The 22,078-nt window shown below is 39.0% G+C and carries 15 protein-coding genes; 8 read left to right on the top strand and 7 right to left on the bottom strand.

Annotation, left to right across the window (positions count from 1 at the left end; translation table 11 throughout):
• Positions 1-148: 148 nt before the first annotated feature.
• From BUA60_RS12420 to BUA60_RS12390, 7 genes are all read right to left on the bottom strand, one after another.
• Positions 149-751, bottom strand: coding sequence for a YkgJ family cysteine cluster protein (locus BUA60_RS12420; protein ID WP_317043195.1), 603 nt, complete (start codon positions 749-751; stop codon positions 149-151).
• Between the two features lie 139 nt (positions 752-890).
• Positions 891-2,651 (bottom strand): arylsulfatase, encoded by a 1,761-nt coding sequence (locus BUA60_RS12415; RefSeq protein ID WP_072862140.1) that lies wholly within the window; start codon positions 2,649-2,651, stop codon positions 891-893.
• Positions 2,652-2,767: 116 nt separating this feature from the next.
• Positions 2,768-3,919 carry a sialidase family protein gene (locus BUA60_RS12410; RefSeq protein ID WP_072862138.1) on the bottom strand — a complete coding sequence of 384 codons (1,152 nt, stop codon included), beginning with the start codon at positions 3,917-3,919 and terminating at the stop codon, positions 2,768-2,770.
• A gap of 36 nt (positions 3,920-3,955) precedes the next feature.
• Entirely contained in the window at positions 3,956-4,984 is a 1,029-nt protein-coding gene (locus BUA60_RS12405; protein WP_072862702.1) for a hypothetical protein, read from the bottom strand.
• A gap of 434 nt (positions 4,985-5,418) precedes the next feature.
• Entirely contained in the window at positions 5,419-6,132 is a 714-nt protein-coding gene (locus BUA60_RS12400; protein WP_072862136.1) for a ribonuclease activity regulator RraA, read from the bottom strand.
• 24 nt (positions 6,133-6,156) lie between these two features.
• A complete protein-coding gene (locus BUA60_RS12395) occupies positions 6,157-7,128 on the bottom strand; it encodes a sugar phosphate isomerase/epimerase family protein (RefSeq protein WP_072862134.1) in 972 nt (323 codons plus the stop codon).
• Positions 7,129-7,165: 37 nt separating this feature from the next.
• Positions 7,166-8,044: a sugar phosphate isomerase/epimerase family protein gene (locus BUA60_RS12390; RefSeq protein WP_143153187.1), complete on the bottom strand. Its 879-nt coding sequence runs from the start codon at positions 8,042-8,044 to the stop codon at positions 7,166-7,168.
• Between the two features lie 143 nt (positions 8,045-8,187).
• Here BUA60_RS12390 and BUA60_RS12385 point away from each other — a divergent pair, with 143 nt between their 5' ends.
• From BUA60_RS12385 to BUA60_RS12340, 8 genes are all read left to right on the top strand, one after another.
• The gene (locus BUA60_RS12385; RefSeq protein WP_072862132.1) at positions 8,188-10,497 is read left to right on the top strand and encodes a chondroitinase-B domain-containing protein; all 2,310 of its coding nucleotides are present in this window, start codon (positions 8,188-8,190) and stop codon (positions 10,495-10,497) included.
• Positions 10,498-11,112: 615 nt separating this feature from the next.
• Positions 11,113-13,167, top strand: coding sequence for a polysaccharide lyase family 7 protein (locus tag BUA60_RS23440; RefSeq protein ID WP_084532605.1), 2,055 nt, complete (start codon positions 11,113-11,115; stop codon positions 13,165-13,167).
• A gap of 72 nt (positions 13,168-13,239) precedes the next feature.
• Complete coding sequence (locus tag BUA60_RS12370) at positions 13,240-13,614, top strand: cupin domain-containing protein (protein ID WP_072862127.1); 375 nt, start codon at positions 13,240-13,242, stop codon at positions 13,612-13,614.
• A gap of 51 nt (positions 13,615-13,665) precedes the next feature.
• Positions 13,666-14,418: an SDR family NAD(P)-dependent oxidoreductase gene (locus BUA60_RS12365; RefSeq protein WP_072862125.1), complete on the top strand. Its 753-nt coding sequence runs from the start codon at positions 13,666-13,668 to the stop codon at positions 14,416-14,418.
• 464 nt (positions 14,419-14,882) lie between these two features.
• Positions 14,883-18,065, top strand: a complete 3,183-nt coding sequence (locus BUA60_RS12355; RefSeq protein ID WP_072862121.1) for a SusC/RagA family TonB-linked outer membrane protein — start codon at positions 14,883-14,885, stop codon at positions 18,063-18,065.
• 10 nt (positions 18,066-18,075) lie between these two features.
• Entirely contained in the window at positions 18,076-19,410 is a 1,335-nt protein-coding gene (locus BUA60_RS12350) for a RagB/SusD family nutrient uptake outer membrane protein (RefSeq protein WP_218587925.1), read from the top strand.
• Positions 19,411-19,826: 416 nt separating this feature from the next.
• Positions 19,827-20,534, top strand: a complete 708-nt coding sequence (locus BUA60_RS12345; RefSeq protein ID WP_072862694.1) for a FadR/GntR family transcriptional regulator — start codon at positions 19,827-19,829, stop codon at positions 20,532-20,534.
• Between the two features lie 242 nt (positions 20,535-20,776).
• Positions 20,777-22,060, top strand: coding sequence for an MFS transporter (locus BUA60_RS12340; RefSeq protein ID WP_072862119.1), 1,284 nt, complete (start codon positions 20,777-20,779; stop codon positions 22,058-22,060).
• The last annotated feature ends 18 nt before the right edge of the window (positions 22,061-22,078 follow it).

Genomic DNA, 22,078 nt, shown 5'->3' with positions numbered 1-22,078 from the left:
ATTTTCAAATCTAGGTAAAAAAGTCAAAACACCCTTCTTAAACCATACAAAATGAATCCAGGGAGAAATCAATAGATTTTTACTTCACAATGGATTACAAAGACTCGAATTACGTAAGGGATCAATTTTGGGAGGCATTCCCAAAAATTTATGCAATAACCTTATGCCCCTCCGGAAAGGGACGGTAGGCATAGTACTGCAGCACTTCCTCTATGGCGGCCTTCATGGCTTTATTGATAGGAAGAATACTATTGCCCATCCTAAAATCTATTTGATTTAGGTTCATGTAGTAATCAGTAAAAATGGGCACGTAAAGTCCGTTCTTCATAGCTATTTGGACATTTTCGTAACGTTCGGCCTGATTCTCTTTAATAATCTTACAAGTGGCCAAACGCAGTTGCCCCAACTTGTCCCTACTTGCGCCATATCCAAACAATCGGCATATTAATCCACGATACTTATAGTCGCTACAGCTACCGCTATTGCTATCCAGGACAGAAAGAGGCCTGTACAAATGGCATAGGGAACTGCTACTTGCCCTCAACTCTTCCAAGGTAGTTTCTGCCTTCCCATTCAAAAAGAGTTGAAAAGCCCAGGGAAGAAATTCCAAGGGGGAAGCATCTATATCTGGATGGGTGCAACATTTGCCACAACCTGCTTTACAGCCCAGACCCGATTCGGATTGAAAAGTAGCTATCTCCCCATCCAAAACGGCGAATAACGCCTCAACTGCTTTTACCCTACTTTCCATGGACATAAATATTTTGCGCGAATGTACGCCAATAAAGGCATCGTGCAACAATTATTTAATGCCCCGTTTTAGGAAAATCTAGAGCCCAAAAATTTTATCCATTTTACTGAAAATGAGTGACTAAAAAATTACTTGGAACCTAATCCACTTTTTTCATTTCCATCCAAAACGGGAAGATATTTTTATTATCCACAGCATAAAAGGGAATTAGTAGGCCGGTCATTTTGGGGAAATACACCCGCTTCATATGAATAATATCTGTATTCGCTTTTTTATTTTCCATTTGTCTTACCAAGGTATTGGCCTCCAAAACCATTTTTCCAAATGCCTTGACCGGTTCAACAAATTTGAAGTTGATATCATAATAACCCTCTTCCACACTTACATCCCAGTTACCATAAATTTCTTCCTGATTCCAAATTCCGCGTTCTCCGCCAGCATCGTTCCTATTAAGTATTACCGGGTTTTCGTTTGGCGTACCTACCATGATTCTTGGAGGGTGCACCAAATTTTCCGAGAGGATCAACTCATTGTATATATTGTCCATTTCCATTTTAAGGTCCATTGCCAATGCCTTGTTTTCGTTCACAAGGTTGCGTTGTTCATATGGGTCCTTTTTTAGATAAAACAATTCAAAATCCTCTATAGCGGCATCATAATCCGTTTTTCCTACCAGTTTATACCCAGCTTTTTGTATAGCCATATTATTGTACAGCTCCGGGTAACGACGGGACCAATAAAAAAACAAGGAGCGATCCTCCCATTCCACTTGCCGACCCTCTATTAAAGGAACCAAGCTTTTACCATCTATTATCCTGTCTTTAGGCATTTCCACTTCACATATTTCCGATAGCGTAGGCAGTACATCCAAATGCGCCGACATTGTTTCCACATCTTTATTACCCTTATAAAGTGCTGGATATTTCAAATAAAACGGCACCCGTACACCCCCATTGAAAACATCTCCTTTAAGTCCCCTCATACCCCCCACATATCTGGTCTGTTGGGGACCATTGTCTGTCATAAAAATTACAAGCGTATTTTCAGTGAGCTTCAAGTCCTCTAATTTTTTAAAGAGTTTCCCTAGATTATCATCAATATTGTTTACCATGGCGTATACCTTCCTGGCATCCTCCTTATCCTTTTCGCTCATTTTTGAAAATGGCTTTCCGTCCTTGCCAAACCCGTCAGAAGGGTCTATGTCCTTATACTTTTGATAATAAGAATCCGGCACCTGTAAAGGTGTATGAGGTGCGTTAAAAGCCAAATAGCAGAAAAAAGGAGATTCCTTATTTTTATCAATAAAATTGATGGCTTGGTCGGTAAAAATATCCGAGCAATACCCCTCAAAAGATTCCTGCTCATTATTGTGCCAAAGTACTGGGTCAAAATAGCTTCGATCTCCCTTGAAATATGTAGTAATATCCCCTACTTGCCCCATACCTCCGGATAGATGGATTACCGACTCGTCAAAACCTTGGTCGCTGGGTCTACTTGGATAATTATCCCCCAAATGCCATTTACCAAAAGCCCCGGTACTATAATTGGCCTGCTTCAACATCTCAGCTATGGTAACCTCATTGGAAGCCATGATGGCACCTCCGTTGTAAGTATCCCTCATTCCCGTTCGCAAAGAATAACGCCCTGTCATTAAACTGGATCTCGTGGGTGCACATACGGGAGACACGTAAAAATTATTAAACCTTACACTTTCTCTTGCCAAAGCATCAATGACCGGTGTTTTTACATGGGGGTTCCCAGTAAACCCCAAATCCCCATAGCCCTGATCATCCGTAATGATCAAAATTACATTGGGAGATTGATTCTTCTGGGCATATCCAATAGTGGTAAATCCCAAAATCAATAAGAAAAAAATGCAAGGTAAATACTTTAGGTTCATAAATATAGTTTCAGGTTCTGATGATTATTTTATTAACAAACTAAATTGGATTACAAATTACCTAATTTCCAATAAATCTACGTTAAATGCCTATTTAAAGGCAATAAATGCATTTCTTAATTCTGAGGTGTAACTATCCAATCCAAATTCAAGGTAGTCAAATCGGTTACCGCCAGCCCTGTTCCATGGACCCTGTTACCAGCGCAGTGCCCTAAAATAAGATTTCGCGGATCCGTAAAATACAAGGCCGTATAACAATACCAGCCTTCAGGGTCCGTTGCAATATTTTTAATGTTTACCCATGTTTTTCCCTCGTCCTTTGAGATGGCTATGGTTAAAGGGGTTCTTTTACCTTTAATAGTTGTATCGGAGCCATCGTTATTGTTCCACACCATGACCCAGTTCTTGGTTCCAGGTACTTTCTCTATAGTAGCTGGCGAAAGCGGGGAGTAAATAGCACTGGGCTCTATGTGACTCCAGCTTGCCCCACGATCTTCTGAAAAAGACAGCTGCTGTACGCCACCGCTTGCCCTAATGTACATCATTATACGGCCATCATTCAGCTCTATAAGACCTGGTTCCTGGGTGATTATTTCGGTATTATTAGGTACCATTTCGCTAGAAGTCCAAGTTTCACCATTATCATCGGAGTAATAAGAAAATAAATTGCCCCGTGCACTGAAACCCTTTTCCGTAGTGGGGTGTTCCGCCACTGCAAACATCAAACGTCCATCCTCCAGCTGAATAACCCTGTCATTATTCAGAACAAAATATCCTTCCTTGTCTGTGATACATGGAATCGGTGAGCTCCAGCTCTTTGCTTCATCCGTAGATATCCGCATCATGGGAATGCAATCCACCGTACTATTCTTCCTCAGGTAAAACAAGGCTATTGCACCATTTTGAAGTCGCAGTAAGGAAACCGACATTACGTTCATTCCTCCTTCATTGGGCAACACCACCTCATACTGCGCACTCCATGTATTTCCATTATCCTCTGAATATCTACTTGCCAAATGTGCAGGGTCATGGTCGGACCCAGAACCTTGGGTATAATGGGTATATACAAATAGCAGATTTCCATTTTTTAACCTTATAAAATCGCCCTCACTGTTGCGGGGGTTATCCGCCGAAGGCCTTAGACTCAAAACGGTCTCAGGCCCTTTGGAGTCCGATATTTTGTTGTTTGCCTTATTGGTTTTACAAGAGAAAGCAATTCCTAACAACACCCAGATCAGTATGGTACTTGGAAGAATTTTTTTATTCATTATTGGATTTTAGAAGGTAAACTTATGTTATAGCAATCATCTAAGTTCAATCAGGGGTATTTCTGCAAAATAAATAGAGGTTTTTTCGGTCTCGTGAGAAGAATAGTAACTCATATAAAGGATATCATTTTCGAAAACAAAACCGGGATAACTGCTATCGGAATTCGATGGCAATTTCAAAACCTCCTTAAAATCTCCATTTTTATCAAAGGAAACAAGTCCGGTATACTCCCTATTAATCCTTCCCCCACCAATATATTGTCCACCGCCTATCGCTACAAAGTCGGGACCTCCAATAAAATATGGCGATTCCATAAAGTTCCAGTCGGTATAAGGAGGACTACTTTTCCCCAAATAAGCTTTTTTGTTACCCTTTTCACGTCTTATTAGCATTAACATATCGCCATTGGATAAAAAGCGGATTGTGGATTCATTGGGATTTCCTTCAATTCCCAGATCCGCAACCATTTCATAATCCACCCCGTTGGTAGTTTTAACCAATTTTATGGTCGTCTCATTGTCACCTGCCTCATTTTCCTTTCTGGAATACATGCCTCCATATCCCGTACCCTCATGCCAAGTTAGGCTCCAGAGCCAGTCGAACTTCGATTTTATGCCGGCATCATATCTAATGGGTTGTGGCTTGGAAAACTTGTTACCTATAGGATTGGAGAATGCAACATGGGGTATTCCTCCCAACAGAGTCTTGCCTTCATAAATGGACCCTCCCATAGTGGCCATTATGAGCCCCTCCGGAGTAACCGATAATTTAGGATCCCTTAAATCAAATCCGCTAAGGGCAATTTGATCAACTTCTTTCCAAGCCATGCCATCTTTAGAGGTGATAATTTTAATTATTCCATCCTTTCCGTACACATGCTTTTCCCCTGATCGGAATGCACAATAAAAATCACCTTTAAACTTGATTAGGGAAGTAAAGGCGTTGTAATTTTCATCGGAATATATCTGTGAAACTTTGACACCTTTTGGCAGGGTCTGCGAAATGCTATTTAAAGTGATAAAAAAGGTTAAAATTGATATGGTAGCAACCAGTGATTTTTTCATATGTATGGGCTTGGATTTGATTAATGCTGTCATGAATTAAATGTTGGTTTGCCAAAATCGCTTCCCCAAACTTTATCGCTTATAAAACAGAATATTTCAACGGACAATAGCCTATAAAAATATTCTGCTTCACGAACTTCCTAAATTACAAAATATAGGCATCATTTAAAAATGAAATAACCATTCAAAATCCTCCAACACATTGAAGGAAGTTTCCTAAATAGCTCATGGCAAAATCAAACACAGGTCTAAAAGGATGGCAACAAAAAAGTCCAACGCCTAATATACCACATACTGGCCGTTCAGCTTCTCCTGAAAACCAATATAATCTATTGATCTTGAACAAATAATCCAACAGTTTTAGTTTTTTTTGGAATTTGTTGGATCATAAATACGGCAGCCCATTTAGGGCATATTGTCTAGCCCAAAAGACTTTACTTTTTGGCTTTCCACCTCTTAAACTCTTCAGCAATTGTATTGTCCACCAAAGGGTACAGTCCAATAATTGATCGCCCATTTTGCACATTTTCCATCACAAATTCCTCGAATAAGGTCATTTGCAAACATTCGTCGGCCACCTCATCGGCAATACCGGCAGGGATTACCATAACCCCATCATCGTCCCCAACCAAAATATCCCCTGGAAAAACAGCAACATCGCCACACCCGATGGGTTCGTTAATGGCAATGGCCTGGTGCAAGGTAAGATTGGTAGGTGCCGATGGCCTGTTGTGATAGGAGGGAATATTCAACTCGGCTATTTCGGCAGAATCACGGACCCCCCCATCTGTTACAATTCCCGACACTCCTCTCACCATTAACCGCGTAACCAATATGGATCCCGCGGAAGCGGCACGGGCGTCCTTTCTGCTATCAATGACCAAAACCGAGCCCTTTGGACATTCTTCAACCGCTACCCTCTGCAAATGTTTAGGATCTTTAAACACTTCAATGGTATTTAAATCTTCACGGGCCGGTATATATCTCAGGGTATAGGCCTCCCCTACCATGGTAGACTTACCCTGCTTTAAAGGTTTTACGTCCTGAATAAATTGTTTTTTCAATCCTTTCTTAAAAAGACAGGTAGCAATGGTGGCCGTACTGACTTTTCTTAATTTCTCTTTTGTGGAATTTGTTGTGTGATCCATTTTGTTATGCTTTGGTTTTCCAATTTATTCCGCTCTTTGCCAAGCTTCCTGAAGGAAGGTTAAATCTTTTTTCATCTGTGCAAAGACTTCTTTTTTGTCTATGGTGATCTCTTTCGCTCCGTGTTCCGCACCGCCCAATCCATACTCCAGATGTAGGGATACCGGCACGTTTATACCGTATTTTTTAAGCAAGGAAAAGTAGCGGCCAAAATCTACCATGCCTTCCCCTAGCGGCGTATTGATTGGCTTCCATTGTCCATTAACGGTTCCCCATTTAAAATCTTTTATGACTATTGATTTGATAAAAGGTCTAATAAGTCGCAACCCGAGTTCCCAACAACTGCCTCCTTCCACCACGGCATGTCTTATATCATATTGGCAACCAATATTTACATTTTTAGTGGCCTGAAGAATAGGTGGCAAATCCCAAATAGGTGCCCCTACGTGATTGCCCGCATGATTTTGATAACAGCCGATAAGGCCCAACTGTTTGTTTAAAACTTCCAATTCTTTTAATTGTTGACCATAGATAGCTTGACTTTCAGCAATCTCCCTATTCTCGGGATAGCTTAACCAAGCTGTACGATAATGGGAAAAACCGCTTTTGCTAGCCGTCTCCAATACGGAGCTGTGTTCCTTATTTTCAACATCAATCACATTAGTGGTCATCAACATCGGGTTAAGGCCATATTTTTTCATGGCTTCCACCGCCATAGGTAAATCTTCCAATACGCGATGGGGCAATACATGCCCCTCTGGCCTTACGGTCAAATCCAATCCGCTAAAACCCATTTCTGCAGCTGCTTCCGACATATCATTGTAATCTAGAAATTGCAAATGTTTAGAAAACAAATGAACGTTTAAGTGTTGGGGTACGTCGTTTTTAATTTCCAAAAGTGATTCAGTTAATCTATTCACAGGAAAAATGAGCGCCGAACCAGCAAGGGTCGACTGTTTGATAAAATTCCTACGTGTTCGCGATTCAGGTTTTTTCATTTTATTTAAAGCTTTATGTTTTAATTCTAATAACTGTTCATTGGTTTTGTAAGGATCTTAGTCCATCAATATTCTCCAGCAAAACCTTTTTTACATCTGCGTTTTCAACATGTCCCATTACTCCCCACGGCCCTATAAATCCAGTATTTATAAATGCTTGGATCATTTCCTTTTCATAATCTCCTTTACCAATAGGTAATATTTTAATGCCATCCTTCTTCATGCCATTGAGGTTCACAGCTCTTAGATATGGCTTTATGGCAAATGCTATTGAATCTATATTATCAATACTGTTATGGGCATGATGAAAATTAAATACTATACCCAAATCGTGCTGTGGCAGGGCCTTGATTACCTCCAATTGGTTAAAGGGATTTCCAAACCAGCCACTATGGTTGTACAAGGCAACCTTACAATTAAGCTCCGCGGCCTTAATAGCTACGAAATCCAAAATTGCAACGGCTTCCGACAAGGATTGTTCTTCATCAAGATCCTTGAAGAAATTTTCACTTAAACTTACCCAAAATGTAGTTCTAAGATCCAATTCCTCTATAATTTTGAACAATTTTTTGTTGGCATGACCCAGCAATCCAATACTGTCCCTATTCGCATTCAACCAAAGCCATATAGATACAATTTCTATATCATTATCCATAGCGATTTGAAGTTCAAATTTTGTATCTTCAAGGTGTTTATCCCTCCAATCATATGCATACTTGTTAAACCCTATTTCTTTTATCATTTGGATTCTTTCCCGTGGGGAACGTTCCAAGGAATCGTAGGCAACTATGCACCAAGGATAATAGTCTTTAAGTTGATTTTGGTCAAAATTTTGGGCATTGGAGCATTGTGCCAGCAGAATCAAAAAAGGCAGCAAGGAGTACAATAAATTCTGGTACACTAAGCTATAATTCAATTTTAGTATTTAAATTTTAACATATTGATAAAAAAACAGTATCCGAACAAAACTTTTGACAATAGAACAAATATACATATATTTGGTAAACCAAACTGGTTAACCAATTATTAATTGTAAGTGCTACCTAAAATCCATTGATTATGACAAGACTAGTAACATGGTTGTGTTTTTTATTTATTATCGGCGCTTGTGGGGATAAGACCAATCCCAATTTTAAAACAGTAAGTACTCCCGAAGAACTGGAAGAAGCCCTAAAAAATGTACAAGCAGGTGATAACATTGTGTTGGCGAATGGTATATGGAAGGATGTCCAAATTAAATTTATAGGCGAAGGCACGGAAGACAAGCCAATCACTATTAAGGCTGAGACACCTGGAAAAGTTTTTATTGAAGGCGTATCCGGTTTAAAATTTGGAGGAAAGTATTTAGTAGTCGATGGTCTACACTTTAGAAATGGTCACTCTCCAAGTGATGCAGTAATAGAATTTAAGGTGGACGAAAATACAATAGGCAATTACTGCACCATTACCAATTGCGTTATTGAGGATTTTAATAAAATGCATCGCGATGACACAGATCTCTGGGTTCTATTCTGGGGAAGACACAATACTTTGAGCAACAGTTATATTGCTGGAAAAACAAATCGTGGACCAACGATTAGGGTAGACTTGGAAGGCAATGAAAGCATAAATAATTACCATAAAATCATTAATAACCATTTTGGGCCAAGACCCCCTAAAGGAGGTGCCAGTGGTGAGACCATACAAATTGGCAACAGCTTTTCTTCAATGTCCCCAAGTTATACTATGGTCGCCAATAATTTATTTGAAGAGTGCAACGGTGAAGTTGAAATTATTTCCAGCAAAACCAACTTCAATGAGTTCAGAAATAATGTCTTTTATAAAAGCGAAGGTTCTTTGGTAACAAGACATGGCAATTATTGTACTATTGATGGTAATTACTTTATTGGCGATGGTAAAAACGAAAACATAGGAGGTATTAGAATAATAAACACAGGGCATTGGGTGACCAACAATTACTTCTATAATATAAAAGGAAAGAATTTTAGAAGTGCCTTGGCCGTGATGAACGGAATACCAAAATCCCCCCAAAATAGATACAATCAGGTTACCGATGTAGTGGTCGCTTATAATACCTACATCAATTGCGATTCCCCCTGGCAATTCGGAGTTGGTCAAAATTTAAGTCAGGAAGATGTTCTGCCTTCCTCTGAGATTCGCTCTGCCAGACCCATAAGGACCATTATAGCAAACAATGTAATTTATAATGAAAAAGGTGATACGTCGCCGATTGTGGAACACGATAAGGCCGATGGTGTTACTTTTAAAAGCAACGCCATCAATAATCAAGGTATCAACTTTCAAACTTATGATGGATTAGAGGCCGTAAGTTTTGAGGTTAAGGAAATTGCAGAAAATATTCTTATTCCTTCTTCCAAAATTGCTATCGAACCGTACAAAGGGTTCGAATTTGAAAAAATATCCAAAGATTTGATCGGCAATTCCAGAGCTAAAAACAACTCCATTGGAGCCTTTGTCTCTACGGATTTTAAAGACCCCAAAATTTTGGACAGATCCAAATATGGTCCAAGCTGGTATTCAATTAAAGCTGAAGCTCCTGAACCTAAAACTATTGCTGTAGGCAAAGCGGAAAATCTACAATCAAAAATCAATGAAGCGAATAATGGGGATATCCTTTTGTTGGAAGAAGGAAATTATGATATCCCGAAATCCTTGATAATCAATAAAAGGCTTACCATTCAATCTTTGGATAAGTCAAAAGTTGTCCTAAATTATTCAGGAGCAGAAAATTCACCACTATTCCAACTTCAACCTAAAGGATTTTTAAACCTAAAAAATGTAACCCTAAAAGGAAATAATACCCAATATGCATTCGCCAGTTTAAAAGAAAATATGTTTACACATTTTGGTTTAACCGTTGCCGATTGTGATATCAGTGATTTTAATTATGTCTTAAAGGTCCATAAGGAGTCCTTTGCAGAACGTATCACCTTTGAAAATACTTCAATATCAAATTGCGAAAATGGTTTGGAACTATCTGAAGAAACTAATGATCTAGGAGATTATAACACTGAATATCTAACAATAAACAATTGCAGGTTCAATAACGTAAAAAGCAATGTCATAGATTACTATCGCGGTGGTTATGACGAATCAACCATTGGTGGCAACCTATTGGTCACCAACAGCACCTTCACAAATTGTGGGGCACAAGAAAAAAGTGGAATTCTAATCAACTCCCATGGCATTGTAAATGTAGATATTTCCAATAATACATTTAACAACAATCCGGTAAAACTGGTAGCATTACTATGGGGAGCGAAAAATAATTCTCATAAGAACAATGAGATCAACAATTCTGGAGAAATCAGGATAGAGGAGAATTTAGAAATGAAATTAATGTATTAAACCAATCCCCCTGTCATTAAGCCACTTTGCAAGGATTACATCCAATGTTTCTAATTAAAAAGAAATAAACTAAAATTAAAACCAATTAAAATGGCCTCCAAAATTGCGAATTGTTCGTACCAGCCCAAATAGCTGTCCTATTACCGCTAAGAAGTCTAGTAGTGAAGATTCAAAAGCTGCAATTCATCCAAGCGATGTAATACCATGGCTTCCAATTTAATAAAAAAGGTCACTTAGTCCAGTGGTATTTTGGAATGAAGAACCTTATTTCCAAATTTTTTTTAAATACCCCCTATACAATTCGCGTTCAGAGCAAAATTCGCATTTGCCGAATTAGCAATTTCATAGATAGAATATTATTAATTAAAGATAAAACAGATCGATTTAATGTTAAATATTTGGTGGTTCCACAAATTTGCGTATTTTTGGTAAACCAATCTGGTAAACCAATTTTTACAAAATTACTTTCGCTATGTTTTTTAATGGCTTTCATTATCGTAGAAGTGCAGGTAAAACTATCTGATAGAAGGTTTCTTTTAGATTGTTGAAGAAATTATCCTAGCCGTTAAAAAAATGACTTTTTACGGTTTTTATAGAAAACATAATCCATATAATATGAACTTTAAAATATTCAATTCGGTTTCGGTACATTATTTATTCATGATGAGTACCATTTTGCTATTTATTGGCTGTAAAGAAAACAAAAAACAAGAATCTATAGACAATTCTGAAAACTCAGCTATAGGTCGTAGTCCAAACGAAATCATACCATTTTTCCAACATTGGAATTTGATCCTAGGTGATGGCTCTAATGTAGGCCAAGCTATTGACTATGAGAACAAGAATTTCTTTTATACTGCAAGTGATGATCAAGGGGATTGGGTGGTATTTAAAACTCCAAATGCAGGAAATACCCATGGTACCTCGAACAATACAAGAACCGAATTGGCCCAATTAAAGAAGTGGACGCCAATGACAGATGCTACTATGAAAGCGACCCTAAAGGTAATGAACGTGTCAACTACCGGCGATGCCCGCGTTGCTTCAACATATTCAGTAGTAGTTGGTCAGATTCATAGTGCAGATGGGCATGAAAATGAACCACTTAAAATCTTTTATAAAAAATTTCCTGGGCATGAAAAAGGTTCTGTCTTTTGGCATTACGAAATAAATACTGCAGGTGATGATAATTCCAAAAGATGGGATTACTCCTATCCAATATGGGGCTATGACTTTTCTGTTGTCGGTACTGATGAAAACACCTATCCACCTGAACCAGTTGACGGAATTGCCTTAGGTGAAGAATTCACTTATGAAGTAGTTATTAAGGAAGGTATGATGTATCTAACATTCACGAGTGAAGGCCATGAAACCAAAAAATTCACTAAAAATCTTATTTCCTCTGAATATGCAAATCGTTCGGACATGCCAGAGCAAACCAAGAAATTATTTGTACCCATAGGGCAGGATGGCCTGGAGCGCAAAGAAGCGTATACCGGTGAGGGCCTATTTTTTAAATTGGGCACGTACAACCAAACCAACGGAAAAGACCCTAAAATAAATAAAGTCTGGTGTTCTGGTGCCGAAACCCATGGTGGTGATCTACAAAAACAATATGCAGATGGTAATTACGCTGAGGTATGGTTTAAATCAGCGGATATTACAATCAGCGATGATGCCATTTCAAATGCAGGTTATTTCGAAGCAAATGATGGCCTAAGTACTAAAACGGTCTATCCCAATGAGGTGATTCCATTTATGGATAAATTTAAAATATTGCTGGGTAACGGTAAGGAGGTAGAAGATATCACGCAGTTCGAACACAAAGATTTCTTCTACACTGTAATAGACGGTACAAGGCGCTGGGTAGTCTACAAAACTCCCAATTCCGGTGTCACGTCAAAAAACTCCAGTAATACAAGAACCGAGCTACACGAAAAAAGAGAATGGCTTCCTGAAGAAGGTGGCAAACTAACAGGCACCTGCAAGGTGATGCAGGTCTCCATTTCTGGCGATGCCAGAGTAGCTGCCTCTTATTCAACTGTTGTCGGGCAAATTCACAGTGGTGAGGGACATGAAAATGAACCTCTTAAAATATTCTACAAGAAATTTCCTGGTCACACCAAGGGTTCCGTTTTTTGGAATTATGAAATCAATCCAGTAGGGGATGATAATTCAGGCCGGTGGGAACATTCCTATGCCGTTTGGGGGAACGATATGTCCGTCATTGGGAAAGGTAAAAACGACTTTCCTGCTGAACCTAAAAATGGCATTGAATTAGGTGAAGAATTTAGTTATGAAGTAAATGTTTATAAGGGAATCATGTATCTAACCTTCAAAAGTGAAAATCACGAAACCAAAACATTTACCAAAAATCTGATTTCATCAGAATATGTAAAAAAGTCGGACTTCCCAGAACAGATGAAGCAATTATTCGCCCCCATAGGGCAAGACGCCGTTGAACGTGCCACTGCCTATAGTGGAGAATTGAATTATTTTAAACAAGGCGCATATAACCAGACCAATGGAAAAAGTCCAGAAACCAACATGGTTTGGTTTTCAGGTGCGGAAACCTACGGAGGTGATATCGCCAAACAATACGAAAACGGATGTTTTACGGAAGTATGGTTTAGGGAAGCAACCGTAGGTCAGGGCACACCCCCAAAGTAAATCGATTTGATTCATATAAAAGAGTTGACCGTTATTAAAAAAAGAATAATGACTAATTAAAATCAAAAAACAATGAAACGATTTAGTGAAAAGTACATCACCACAAAAGAAATGGAATGGGAAGAACTTGGAGGAGGAGTATCAAGACAGTTTTTGGGGTACGATAACCAAATCATGATGGTAAAAGTGAAGTTTGAAAAAGGAGCATTAGGTTCCCCACATAAACATTTTCATACCCAAGCTACCTATTGTGCTTCAGGCAAATTTGAATTTGAAATTAATGGAGAAAAGAAAATTGTAGAAGCAGGAGATGGAGTTTATATTGAACCGAATCTATTGCACAGTGCAGTTTGTTTGGAAGAAGGGATACTAATTGACACATTTAGTCCTGTAAGGGAAGATTTCTTAAGCGGTGGAGCGGTATCTTATTTTGGAGATAAGAAGTAATAATTAAAAAACCGCCCTATTTGGGAAGACTTAATGCCATAAACAACACATATGAATTTAAAAGGAAAAATAGCCATTGTTACTGGTGGTACTAGGGATATTGGAAAGGCCATTTCCATAAAATTGGCCAAGGAAGGCGCCAAGGTTGTAGTAAATTACTACAGTAACGAGGCAAATGCCAAAGAAACTCTTAACGCAATTAAATCGGCCGGTGGCGAAGCAATAATTGTCAAGGCGGATGTGACCAAGAAATCTGAAGTAGACAAACTCATAAAGGAAACCATTGGCAACTATGGAGAAACTATAGACGTTTTGGTAAACAACGCCGGTGGCCTAGTGGCCAGAAAGACATTAGCGGAGATGGACGAAGCTTTTTTTGACAAGGTGATAAAATTAAATCTTAACTCAACCTTTCTTGTAACACAAGCAGTGCTGCCCCATATGAAATCTGGTGCCTCTATAGTAAATATAGCCTCCCAAGCCGGTCGGGACGGCGGGGGCGGAGGATCTATAGCCTATGCAACTTCAAAAGGAGCTATTATGACCTTTACACGAGGTCTGGCCAAGGAGGTAGGCCCAAAAAATATTCGCGTAAATGCCCTTTGTCCCGGTATGATCGCCACCACCTTTCACGATACCTTCACTACAGATGAGGTACGGGAGAAAGTAGCGGGAATGACCCCACTTCGCAGGGAAGGCTCGGCGGACGAAATTGCAAATGCAGTGGCTTGCCTGGCTTCATCCGAAACATCATTTATTACAGGTGCAAACATCGATATTAACGGCGGACTTGTCTTTTCATAAAACAGCCTCAATGCGAAATTGATAATTTATACACCCCTAAATTATCACCTCCAAAAATTTAACATACAAAATTTGCAATTAAATTTTTAATTAACAATTAAATAACATATATTTGGTAAACCAAACTGGTTAACCAATTTGGTTTACCAAAAGAAACTAAAAAATAAGAACCATGTCAACAGAAAAACACTCGAAAATAAACCATAGGATTTGACCAAAAAAAAGGACGGGCGCACACCCATCCTTTTGTAAAAAGATTACTTCATTCTGAAGGGAAGTAATACCAAAACATGCAAATATTACTATAAACATATTTACTGCAAAAATAAGCAATTTCATTAAATATTAGTGCAGCCAAATGTTTAAGTAAGTTGAAGGATTAAATGTGAACAATATCACATTATAGAAACCAATGGCATTTGAGCCATAATTAATCAATTGTTACTAACTTAATTAAATCACTAATGAAATTCAAAACTAATTTAATTCTAACAGTAGTATTGTTATTCAACATTGCACTGTTCGCCCAGGATGGACGTATGCTGTCCGGAACGGTAACAGATGCTGCCAAGGTCCCAGTACCTGGAGTGAATGTAATTATTGCCAATACTACTACCGGTACGGCAACAGACTTTGATGGAAATTACCAAATTATGGTAAAAAATGGGGACGTACTACAGTTTTCGTCCTTGGGATTTGTTACCCAATCCATAACCATTACAAATCAAGAGCAATTGAATATCACCCTCCAAGAAGATGCAAGCCAGCTAGATGAGGTTGTAGTAGTTGGTTATGGTACTGTAAAAAAATCACATCTTACCGGAGCCGTAGCCAAAGTAGGCGGAGATGAGGTTGCTGCTGTTCAAGTAGCCCGTGTGGATGATGCTCTGGCAGGTAAGTTATCCGGGGTGAGGATTCAAAATCAAAGTGGAGAGCCCGGCGCGGATCCAAAGATCCAAATTAGGGCTGCTTCATCTGTTTCGGGTGACTCTGGTCCGTTAATTGTAGTGGACGGGTATCCAATTTCAGGTAATCTGGCAACCGTCAACCCCAACGATATAGAAAGCCTGGAGGTTTTAAAGGATGCCGCTTCCGCTGCTATTTATGGATCTTTGGGTGCCAATGGTGTTATTTTGGTAACTACCAAAAAAGGAAAAGCAGGAAAAGTTAATTTTAACTACAATTCGTACGCAAGTACTTCAAGCAAGTATGTAAAGGATATTGAGATGCTTAAGACTGCAGGGGAATGGGCCAGTGAGCTACAAACTAGTGCGTACGATCTTTCCGAAACCGATCCAGGTTTATTACAATATAGATTGGACGCATACGCCAATGCGCCCGATGTAGTAAGTGTTGAAGATTGGCTTTTCAAAAATGGTAGCACAACCAATCATGATTTCAGTGTAAGCGGAGGCTCTGAAAACATAAAAGCCTTTGCCTCCCTTGGTTACTTGAAAACCGATGGGATTGTAAAAGGGCAAGGTTATGAAAGATACAATGGACGTATGAACCTAGATGCCAACTTGAGTTCCAAACTAAAGGCTGGATTGAGTATGAATGGTTATTATGGCAAACAAGATATTGTTCCTTGGGAAATGAGGGATCTGTTGAGAGCCTATAGCATTAGTCCTATTTACCATACACAAGCCTCCATAGATTTCGTTCAACAATTGGATCGTAATAGACAGGCATTATTCGATTCTGGTTTTACTGGAAATAACATTGGCAGGTCATTTGACCAAGATTATAGAGGTATTGGCCTAGATCCTACTAGTATCTATGATTTGAAACCTGGTGATGTAGTTCACGATTGGCAATACGGTAGAAACCAAAACGGTATTGGAGGAACAGGAGATGCAGGTGTAGCCGCTAAATTTGACAATTCGAGGAGATGGAAAAAGACATATTTCGGAAATGTGAGCTCTTATTTACAATATGAGATCATAGATGGTCTGAATTTAAAAACCGTTTTCGGAGCGGATCTTGAAGACACCCAGACCTATGTATATCACGGAATATTGACCGATGGCCAACAACGTTCCAATCAAACTGAATTGGATATCTCGAATTTAAAAAAATCTACTGTTTTAAGTACAACTACTTTGAGTTATGCAAAAGTACTAGCTGACAAGCATGACATCTCTGCCGTTGCAGGTATGGAATTTGTAAACACCTATTATAAGGGAATTACATCCAACGGATCCAACGTACCATATGCTCTTCCATTGAATTATGATTTTTTCGACCCTGCAGATGTAATTACCAACGAGGTAGATGAGACGCAGTCAAGAAATGGTTTTTTTGGAAGAATTGCCTATGCATTCGATGATCGTTATTTACTATCGGCTTCCATTAGAAGGGATGGCGATTCAAGATTTGGAGCCAATGAAAAATACGCAGTATTCCCAGCACTATCCTTGGGTTGGAATATTCACAATGAATCCTTTTTTGGAGATGCCGATGCGTTTAGCCTATTTAAACTTAGGTTTAGTACGGGGTCTTTAGGTACTGCTTCTTTCTTAGGTTCATACAACTCCTTAAGTATTTTAGGTACCTCGCCAACAGCATTCGGAACAGGATTTCTAATTCCTGAAGATATAGCAAACCCAGACTTAACTTGGCAAACCAATAAAGAGACAAACTATGGTGTTGATTTAGGTTTTGTTAATAACCGACTTAGATTTAGTGTAGATTACTATACTTCCGATGTAAAAGATATGTTGATCAATCAAAGTGTTTCCGAAGTTCTTGGAACACCTGCTATAAAGCTTAATCGTGGTAATGTAACAAGTTCAGGATTGGAGTTTGAATTAAATGCAAAAATAGTAACCAGTCAAAACTTCTCTTGGGATGTCAACGCCAATTTATCAACGGTGGAATCAGAAATTACCAATCTAGGTGAATTGACCGAACTGCCCAGGCAGATTTACGGTGGACCAAGTGGTAGAGGTCCTGAGTTTAGAAACTATGTAGGAGGTGAAATTGGAGAAATGTGGGGGTATGAAGTAACTGGTGAGGTTGAAACCATTCACATGTCAGATCCAACCAGAGGCATTGGATTTGGCAGTTCGGAATGGTATGTTGTTGACCAGAACGGAGATGGTGAAATTACCTACGAAGGTGATTACGTAAAATTAGGATCCGCTACGCCCGATTTTTATTGGGGACTTTCAAGTTCCATGAACTTTAAGGATTTTGATTTTTCATTCCAATTGCAAGGATCTCAAGGAGCAGAACTTTACAATATTGACCCAATTTACTGGAAATCACAATTTGGTGGTAGATTAAAGTCCAGTTTTGACGCCAATAATGACGGTATTGCCGATGCCAGTGGCAAATTCTATCAGGAGACCAGAAATGCACATGGTTCAGGAATTCAAGATGCTTCCTATGCTGCCTTGAGAAACCTAACCCTAGGGTATACCCTTAATTCGGATTTAACGGACAAAATTGGCCTAAGTTCTATGAGAATATATCTTGCAGCTACCAATTTATTGTACATAATGGCAGACGATTATACCTCCTATAACCCTGAAGGTGTAGAGATCGAAAATGATGGCTATGCGGGTCCAACCACCTACGGATACCAAGAAGGTGCGAGCCCTATCGTAAGAAGTTTTACTTTGGGTCTTAACGTAAATTTTTAATTAAGAAATCATGAAAAAAATGAAAACTATATATCTAGCAATAGTGTCCGTCTTGATCTTAACATCATGTGATAACGATTTGGATCAAACACCACCCTTATTACTTGAATCCAGTGCTTTGGAGGAATTTGGACCCGTTTTGAACGCAGCGTATCACTATCAGACCGGTGGTTCAACCCCAATGGGTGTGATGGGCGACTTTAGGGCAGACAATATGTTAATGTTAGAAAGCCCATATACGTCATTTGACACCTACAACGCAGATTTAGGAGGTTTAGATTTGGTTGAGCAATTTTTTAGACCATTCTATAGCAATATGTACAAGGCCATCTTAAGTGCCAATAATGTTATTGATAATTCAACTGACGCCACTGAGATTGCTGAGGCCAAATTCCTAAGAGCTTTGTCCTACTTTAAATTGGTGATGGTTTTTGGAGATGTTACAGTGAATTTATCTCCTTCCCCCAGCCCATCGGATTTGTCCATTTTAACAAGACAACCGGCTGCCGACGTGTACAATAACGTAATCATACCAGACTTTCAGGCAGCCATAGCCGGTTTGGACAATTCTGGATTGTCAAGTGGGCGTGCGTCCAAAATAGCCGCTCAAGCCTTTCTCGGAAAAGTATATATGTACAGAGGTAATTTCCCCGAAGCTGCTACAATGCTTGCTGCTGTTGTCAACGGTGCAGCCGCCGCAGGGATTAGTTTGGAAAGCGACTATGCCAACGTTGTGGTAGATGGTAATTCAGAAATCATTTTCGCAACCCAATTATCAACTTCAGTTCCGAATGCTTATGGATCACAAACTACCTTTGTAGGATGGTTTAGCGGGGCCGATACAAAATCGCTTACGCCTCTAGATCCACGCTTAATTGCCGCTTTTGACGCCAGTAGTGCTGGTGGTGGAGGTACCGATTTAAGAAAGGCTCTTACTATTGATACCGATAATATGAATGGTAGTAATAAATATACCGGAGCTCTTGACCAGGACTTTATAGAAATGAGGTTATCCGATGTTATCCTAATGTACGCCGAAGCACTGAATGAAAATAGCGCTCCTGCATCAACCGTACTGCCATTGCTGGATCCCATAAGAACCAGAGCGGGTTTAAATAGTTTAACCGGAACAATAAGTTCGCAAGCCGACGTTAGACAAGCAATTGCTGACGAAAGAAGAGTGGAATTGGCCCTTGAAGGACATAGATGGTTCGATTTGGTAAGAACTGGTACAGTAGATGCAGAAATGGGACAAACGATTAGTAGTAATTACCATGTTTTCCCAATACCAAACTCGGAAATTCTTGCTAGCGACGGAGTTATTACCCAAAACGATGGATATTAATTAAAAGTTCCGGTATTAGGGTAAAACATGCCCTATATACCAAAGGTCTAAATGTGGAGATTTGTAGTTAGGCGATACTTTTGGATATTACTTCAAGAGCAATGAATTATCTTCAGACTTGGGCGAAAAAGTATTTAAGGGGTCGTGGTTTTATGAAATGGAAAAAGAACCTTCAAAAGTTCAATTTATAAATCCATATCCATACTGGGGACCACACCCATAAAGGACTAGTAGTTTAGTTAGTTTTGTTTTTGAAATTTACTGGCTTGATGTCAGGCCAGTAAATTTTTTTCAAAAAGCAACTTTAATGCAAGAAGGCAGGAATTATAAGTGAGTTATATTTTTCTCAATTGCGTTTTATGCCTAAATTTGACAAACCAATCTGGTTAACCAATTTAAGAAATAACAAGATTAGCATGAAAATAGAAATTCTCCCGAAAAACGAAAACGACGCAATTCAGAAAGAAATTATATCCAAGATCAGGGATTATATAAATTACAAGAACCTGGAACCAGGGGACAAATTACCGTCGGAAAGAAAGCTTTCCGAAAATTTTGGAGTGAGCAGAAGCAGTGTAAGGGAAGCCATACAGACCTTGGAGTTCTATGGCCTGTTAAAGTCAAAGCCGCAGAGCGGTACTTTTGTTGCCGATATTGGCTCCGTGGCATTGAATGGAATGATCACTGATATTCTTAGATTGGAAAAACCAGATTTCAAATCCTTGGTGGAGACAAGGATACTTTTGGAGCTAAAAACCGTTAGATTGGCGGCCTTGAGAAGATCCAAGGAAGAATTGAAAGAAATAGAGGAGGCTTTGGAGGCTTATGCTACAAAAGTAATGAACGGGGAAGATGCGGTGCAGGAAGATCTCTTGTTCCATTTGGCAATAGCCAAGGCAAGTGGGAATAGTACCATTAATACATTCATGCTGACCATAACACCGGAGATCATTACCAACTTTACCAAATATCACGTTTGCGACAAGAATATAGCATTTATAGGAATTCAAGAGCACAGGGATATTTATGAAGCGATAAAGAAACAGGACCCCCAATTGGCAAAGGAAAAAATGAAGGTACATTTCAAAATGCTATATCAATACTGTTATAACATTAAAGATTAAGAAAAATTACCAAGGGATAAAATCGCACACTTTTATCGCCTTGTAAAAAATAATCTGAAGGGAAATAATACTAGGATCAATACCATGGAATAGTGTGATATTTAAAATTACAATTTAAATACTCCCAAATTTTTCAGCTATAATTCCAGTATTATAATAGCACGGATATTTCGTCCGCTTACTTTCTATAACCTATAAATGACTTAGCAACAACAATACAAACCAAAGCAAAGCAAAATACTATGAAAATTAAAGGATTACGTTGGTTCATTATCGGTCTTATCTTTTTAGCAACTGTTATTAATTATATAGACAGAAGTGCTTTGTCCATTATGTGGGGTAATGAGAATGTTGAAGGCTCCATATCGCATTCTTTGGGCCTAACCAAAGATCACTATAGTTACATACTAAACATATTTATGGTGGCTTATGCCTTGGGTCAATTATTCTCGGGCAAACTCTTCGATAAAGTTGGTACAAGGATTGGATACGTAATAAGCATAGGAATTTGGAGTTTGTCCACCTTATTGCACTCCACCGTAAGGGGCTTTTTATCTTTGGCATTTTTCAGAACTACCTTAGGTTTATCAGAAGCAGGAAACTGGCCAGGTGCCGTTAAAAGTAATGCGGAATGGTTTCCAATAAAAGAACGGGCCATTGCCCAAGGGTTGTTTAATGCCGGCGCCTCCATTGGCTCTGTTATAGCACCGCCACTAATAGCCCTTCTTTTTGTGGCCTATGGCTGGGAAGTGACATTTATAATAGTGGGTGCCATAGGACTAATATGGATTATTCCTTGGCTGATGATCAATAAAGCGGGACCAAAAAAGCATCCATGGATAACGGAAGAGGAACGAAAGTATATTTCTGAAGGACAGAGTATAGCCGATCAAAATGCCACTGAGGAGCAAAAGGGGTTAAGCCTTAAAGAAATACTATCCTATAAGGAATCTTGGGCCATTGTGGCAAGTAGGTTTTTTCTAGAACCCATCTGGTGGCTATTTGTAGGCTGGATGCCCATTTATTTATTTGACGTGTATGGCTTTAATGTAAAAGAAGTGGGAATGTTTGCCTGGGTTCCTTACGTAGGTGCGGCTATCGGAAGTATTGCAGGAGGATACGTTTCAGGTGTTATCATTGCTAAAACAAATTCCATAAATAAGGGTAGGAAAACTACCATTTTCATTGGAGGAATTATTATGGTATTGGGCCTTATTGCCACTATATTGCTTGCTGATACACCAGAAAAATTTGTTGCAATCGTATTTATTGTACTATTCGGTTTTCAGTTTGCCATTGGAAACATCCAAACCCTACCAAGCGACTTCTTTAGTGGTAAATCCGTAGGTTCATTGGCTGGTCTGGGTGGTATGGTAGGCGTATTTTCCGTAATTATCATGAACTTTTTGGTTCCGGTAATTGCAAAAGTTTCCTATACGCCGATTTTTGTGGCCATAGCCATTTTTGTTCCACTAGGAGTAGGATCTATTTATTATTTCGCGAAAAATATAAAGTCAGTAGAATAATTTAAAATTTAATAATAT

The sequence above is a fragment of the Arenibacter palladensis genome (assembly GCF_900129275.1).
Taxonomy (GTDB): Bacteria; Bacteroidota; Bacteroidia; order Flavobacteriales; family Flavobacteriaceae; genus Arenibacter; species Arenibacter palladensis.
This window is presented reverse-complemented; position numbering and strand designations above follow the sequence as displayed.

What these genes read in the sequence shown, in the direction of transcription:
- BUA60_RS12420 (WP_317043195.1), bottom strand. Translation starts at nt 751, where the DNA reads ATGGAAAGTAGGGTAAAAGCAGTTGAGGCGTTATTCGCCGTTTTGGAT.
- BUA60_RS12415 (WP_072862140.1), bottom strand. Translation starts at nt 2,651, where the DNA reads ATGAACCTAAAGTATTTACCTTGCATTTTTTTCTTATTGATTTTGGGA.
- BUA60_RS12410 (WP_072862138.1), bottom strand. Translation starts at nt 3,919, where the DNA reads ATGAATAAAAAAATTCTTCCAAGTACCATACTGATCTGGGTGTTGTTA.
- BUA60_RS12405 (WP_072862702.1), bottom strand. Translation starts at nt 4,984, where the DNA reads ATGAAAAAATCACTGGTTGCTACCATATCAATTTTAACCTTTTTTATC.
- BUA60_RS12400 (WP_072862136.1), bottom strand. Translation starts at nt 6,132, where the DNA reads ATGGATCACACAACAAATTCCACAAAAGAGAAATTAAGAAAAGTCAGT.
- BUA60_RS12395 (WP_072862134.1), bottom strand. Translation starts at nt 7,128, where the DNA reads ATGAAAAAACCTGAATCGCGAACACGTAGGAATTTTATCAAACAGTCG.
- BUA60_RS12385 (WP_072862132.1), top strand. Translation starts at nt 8,188, where the DNA reads ATGACAAGACTAGTAACATGGTTGTGTTTTTTATTTATTATCGGCGCT.
- BUA60_RS23440 (WP_084532605.1), top strand. Translation starts at nt 11,113, where the DNA reads ATGAACTTTAAAATATTCAATTCGGTTTCGGTACATTATTTATTCATG.
- BUA60_RS12370 (WP_072862127.1), top strand. Translation starts at nt 13,240, where the DNA reads ATGAAACGATTTAGTGAAAAGTACATCACCACAAAAGAAATGGAATGG.
- BUA60_RS12365 (WP_072862125.1), top strand. Translation starts at nt 13,666, where the DNA reads ATGAATTTAAAAGGAAAAATAGCCATTGTTACTGGTGGTACTAGGGAT.
- BUA60_RS12355 (WP_072862121.1), top strand. Translation starts at nt 14,883, where the DNA reads ATGAAATTCAAAACTAATTTAATTCTAACAGTAGTATTGTTATTCAAC.
- BUA60_RS12350 (WP_218587925.1), top strand. Translation starts at nt 18,076, where the DNA reads ATGAAAAAAATGAAAACTATATATCTAGCAATAGTGTCCGTCTTGATC.
- BUA60_RS12345 (WP_072862694.1), top strand. Translation starts at nt 19,827, where the DNA reads ATGAAAATAGAAATTCTCCCGAAAAACGAAAACGACGCAATTCAGAAA.
- BUA60_RS12340 (WP_072862119.1), top strand. Translation starts at nt 20,777, where the DNA reads ATGAAAATTAAAGGATTACGTTGGTTCATTATCGGTCTTATCTTTTTA.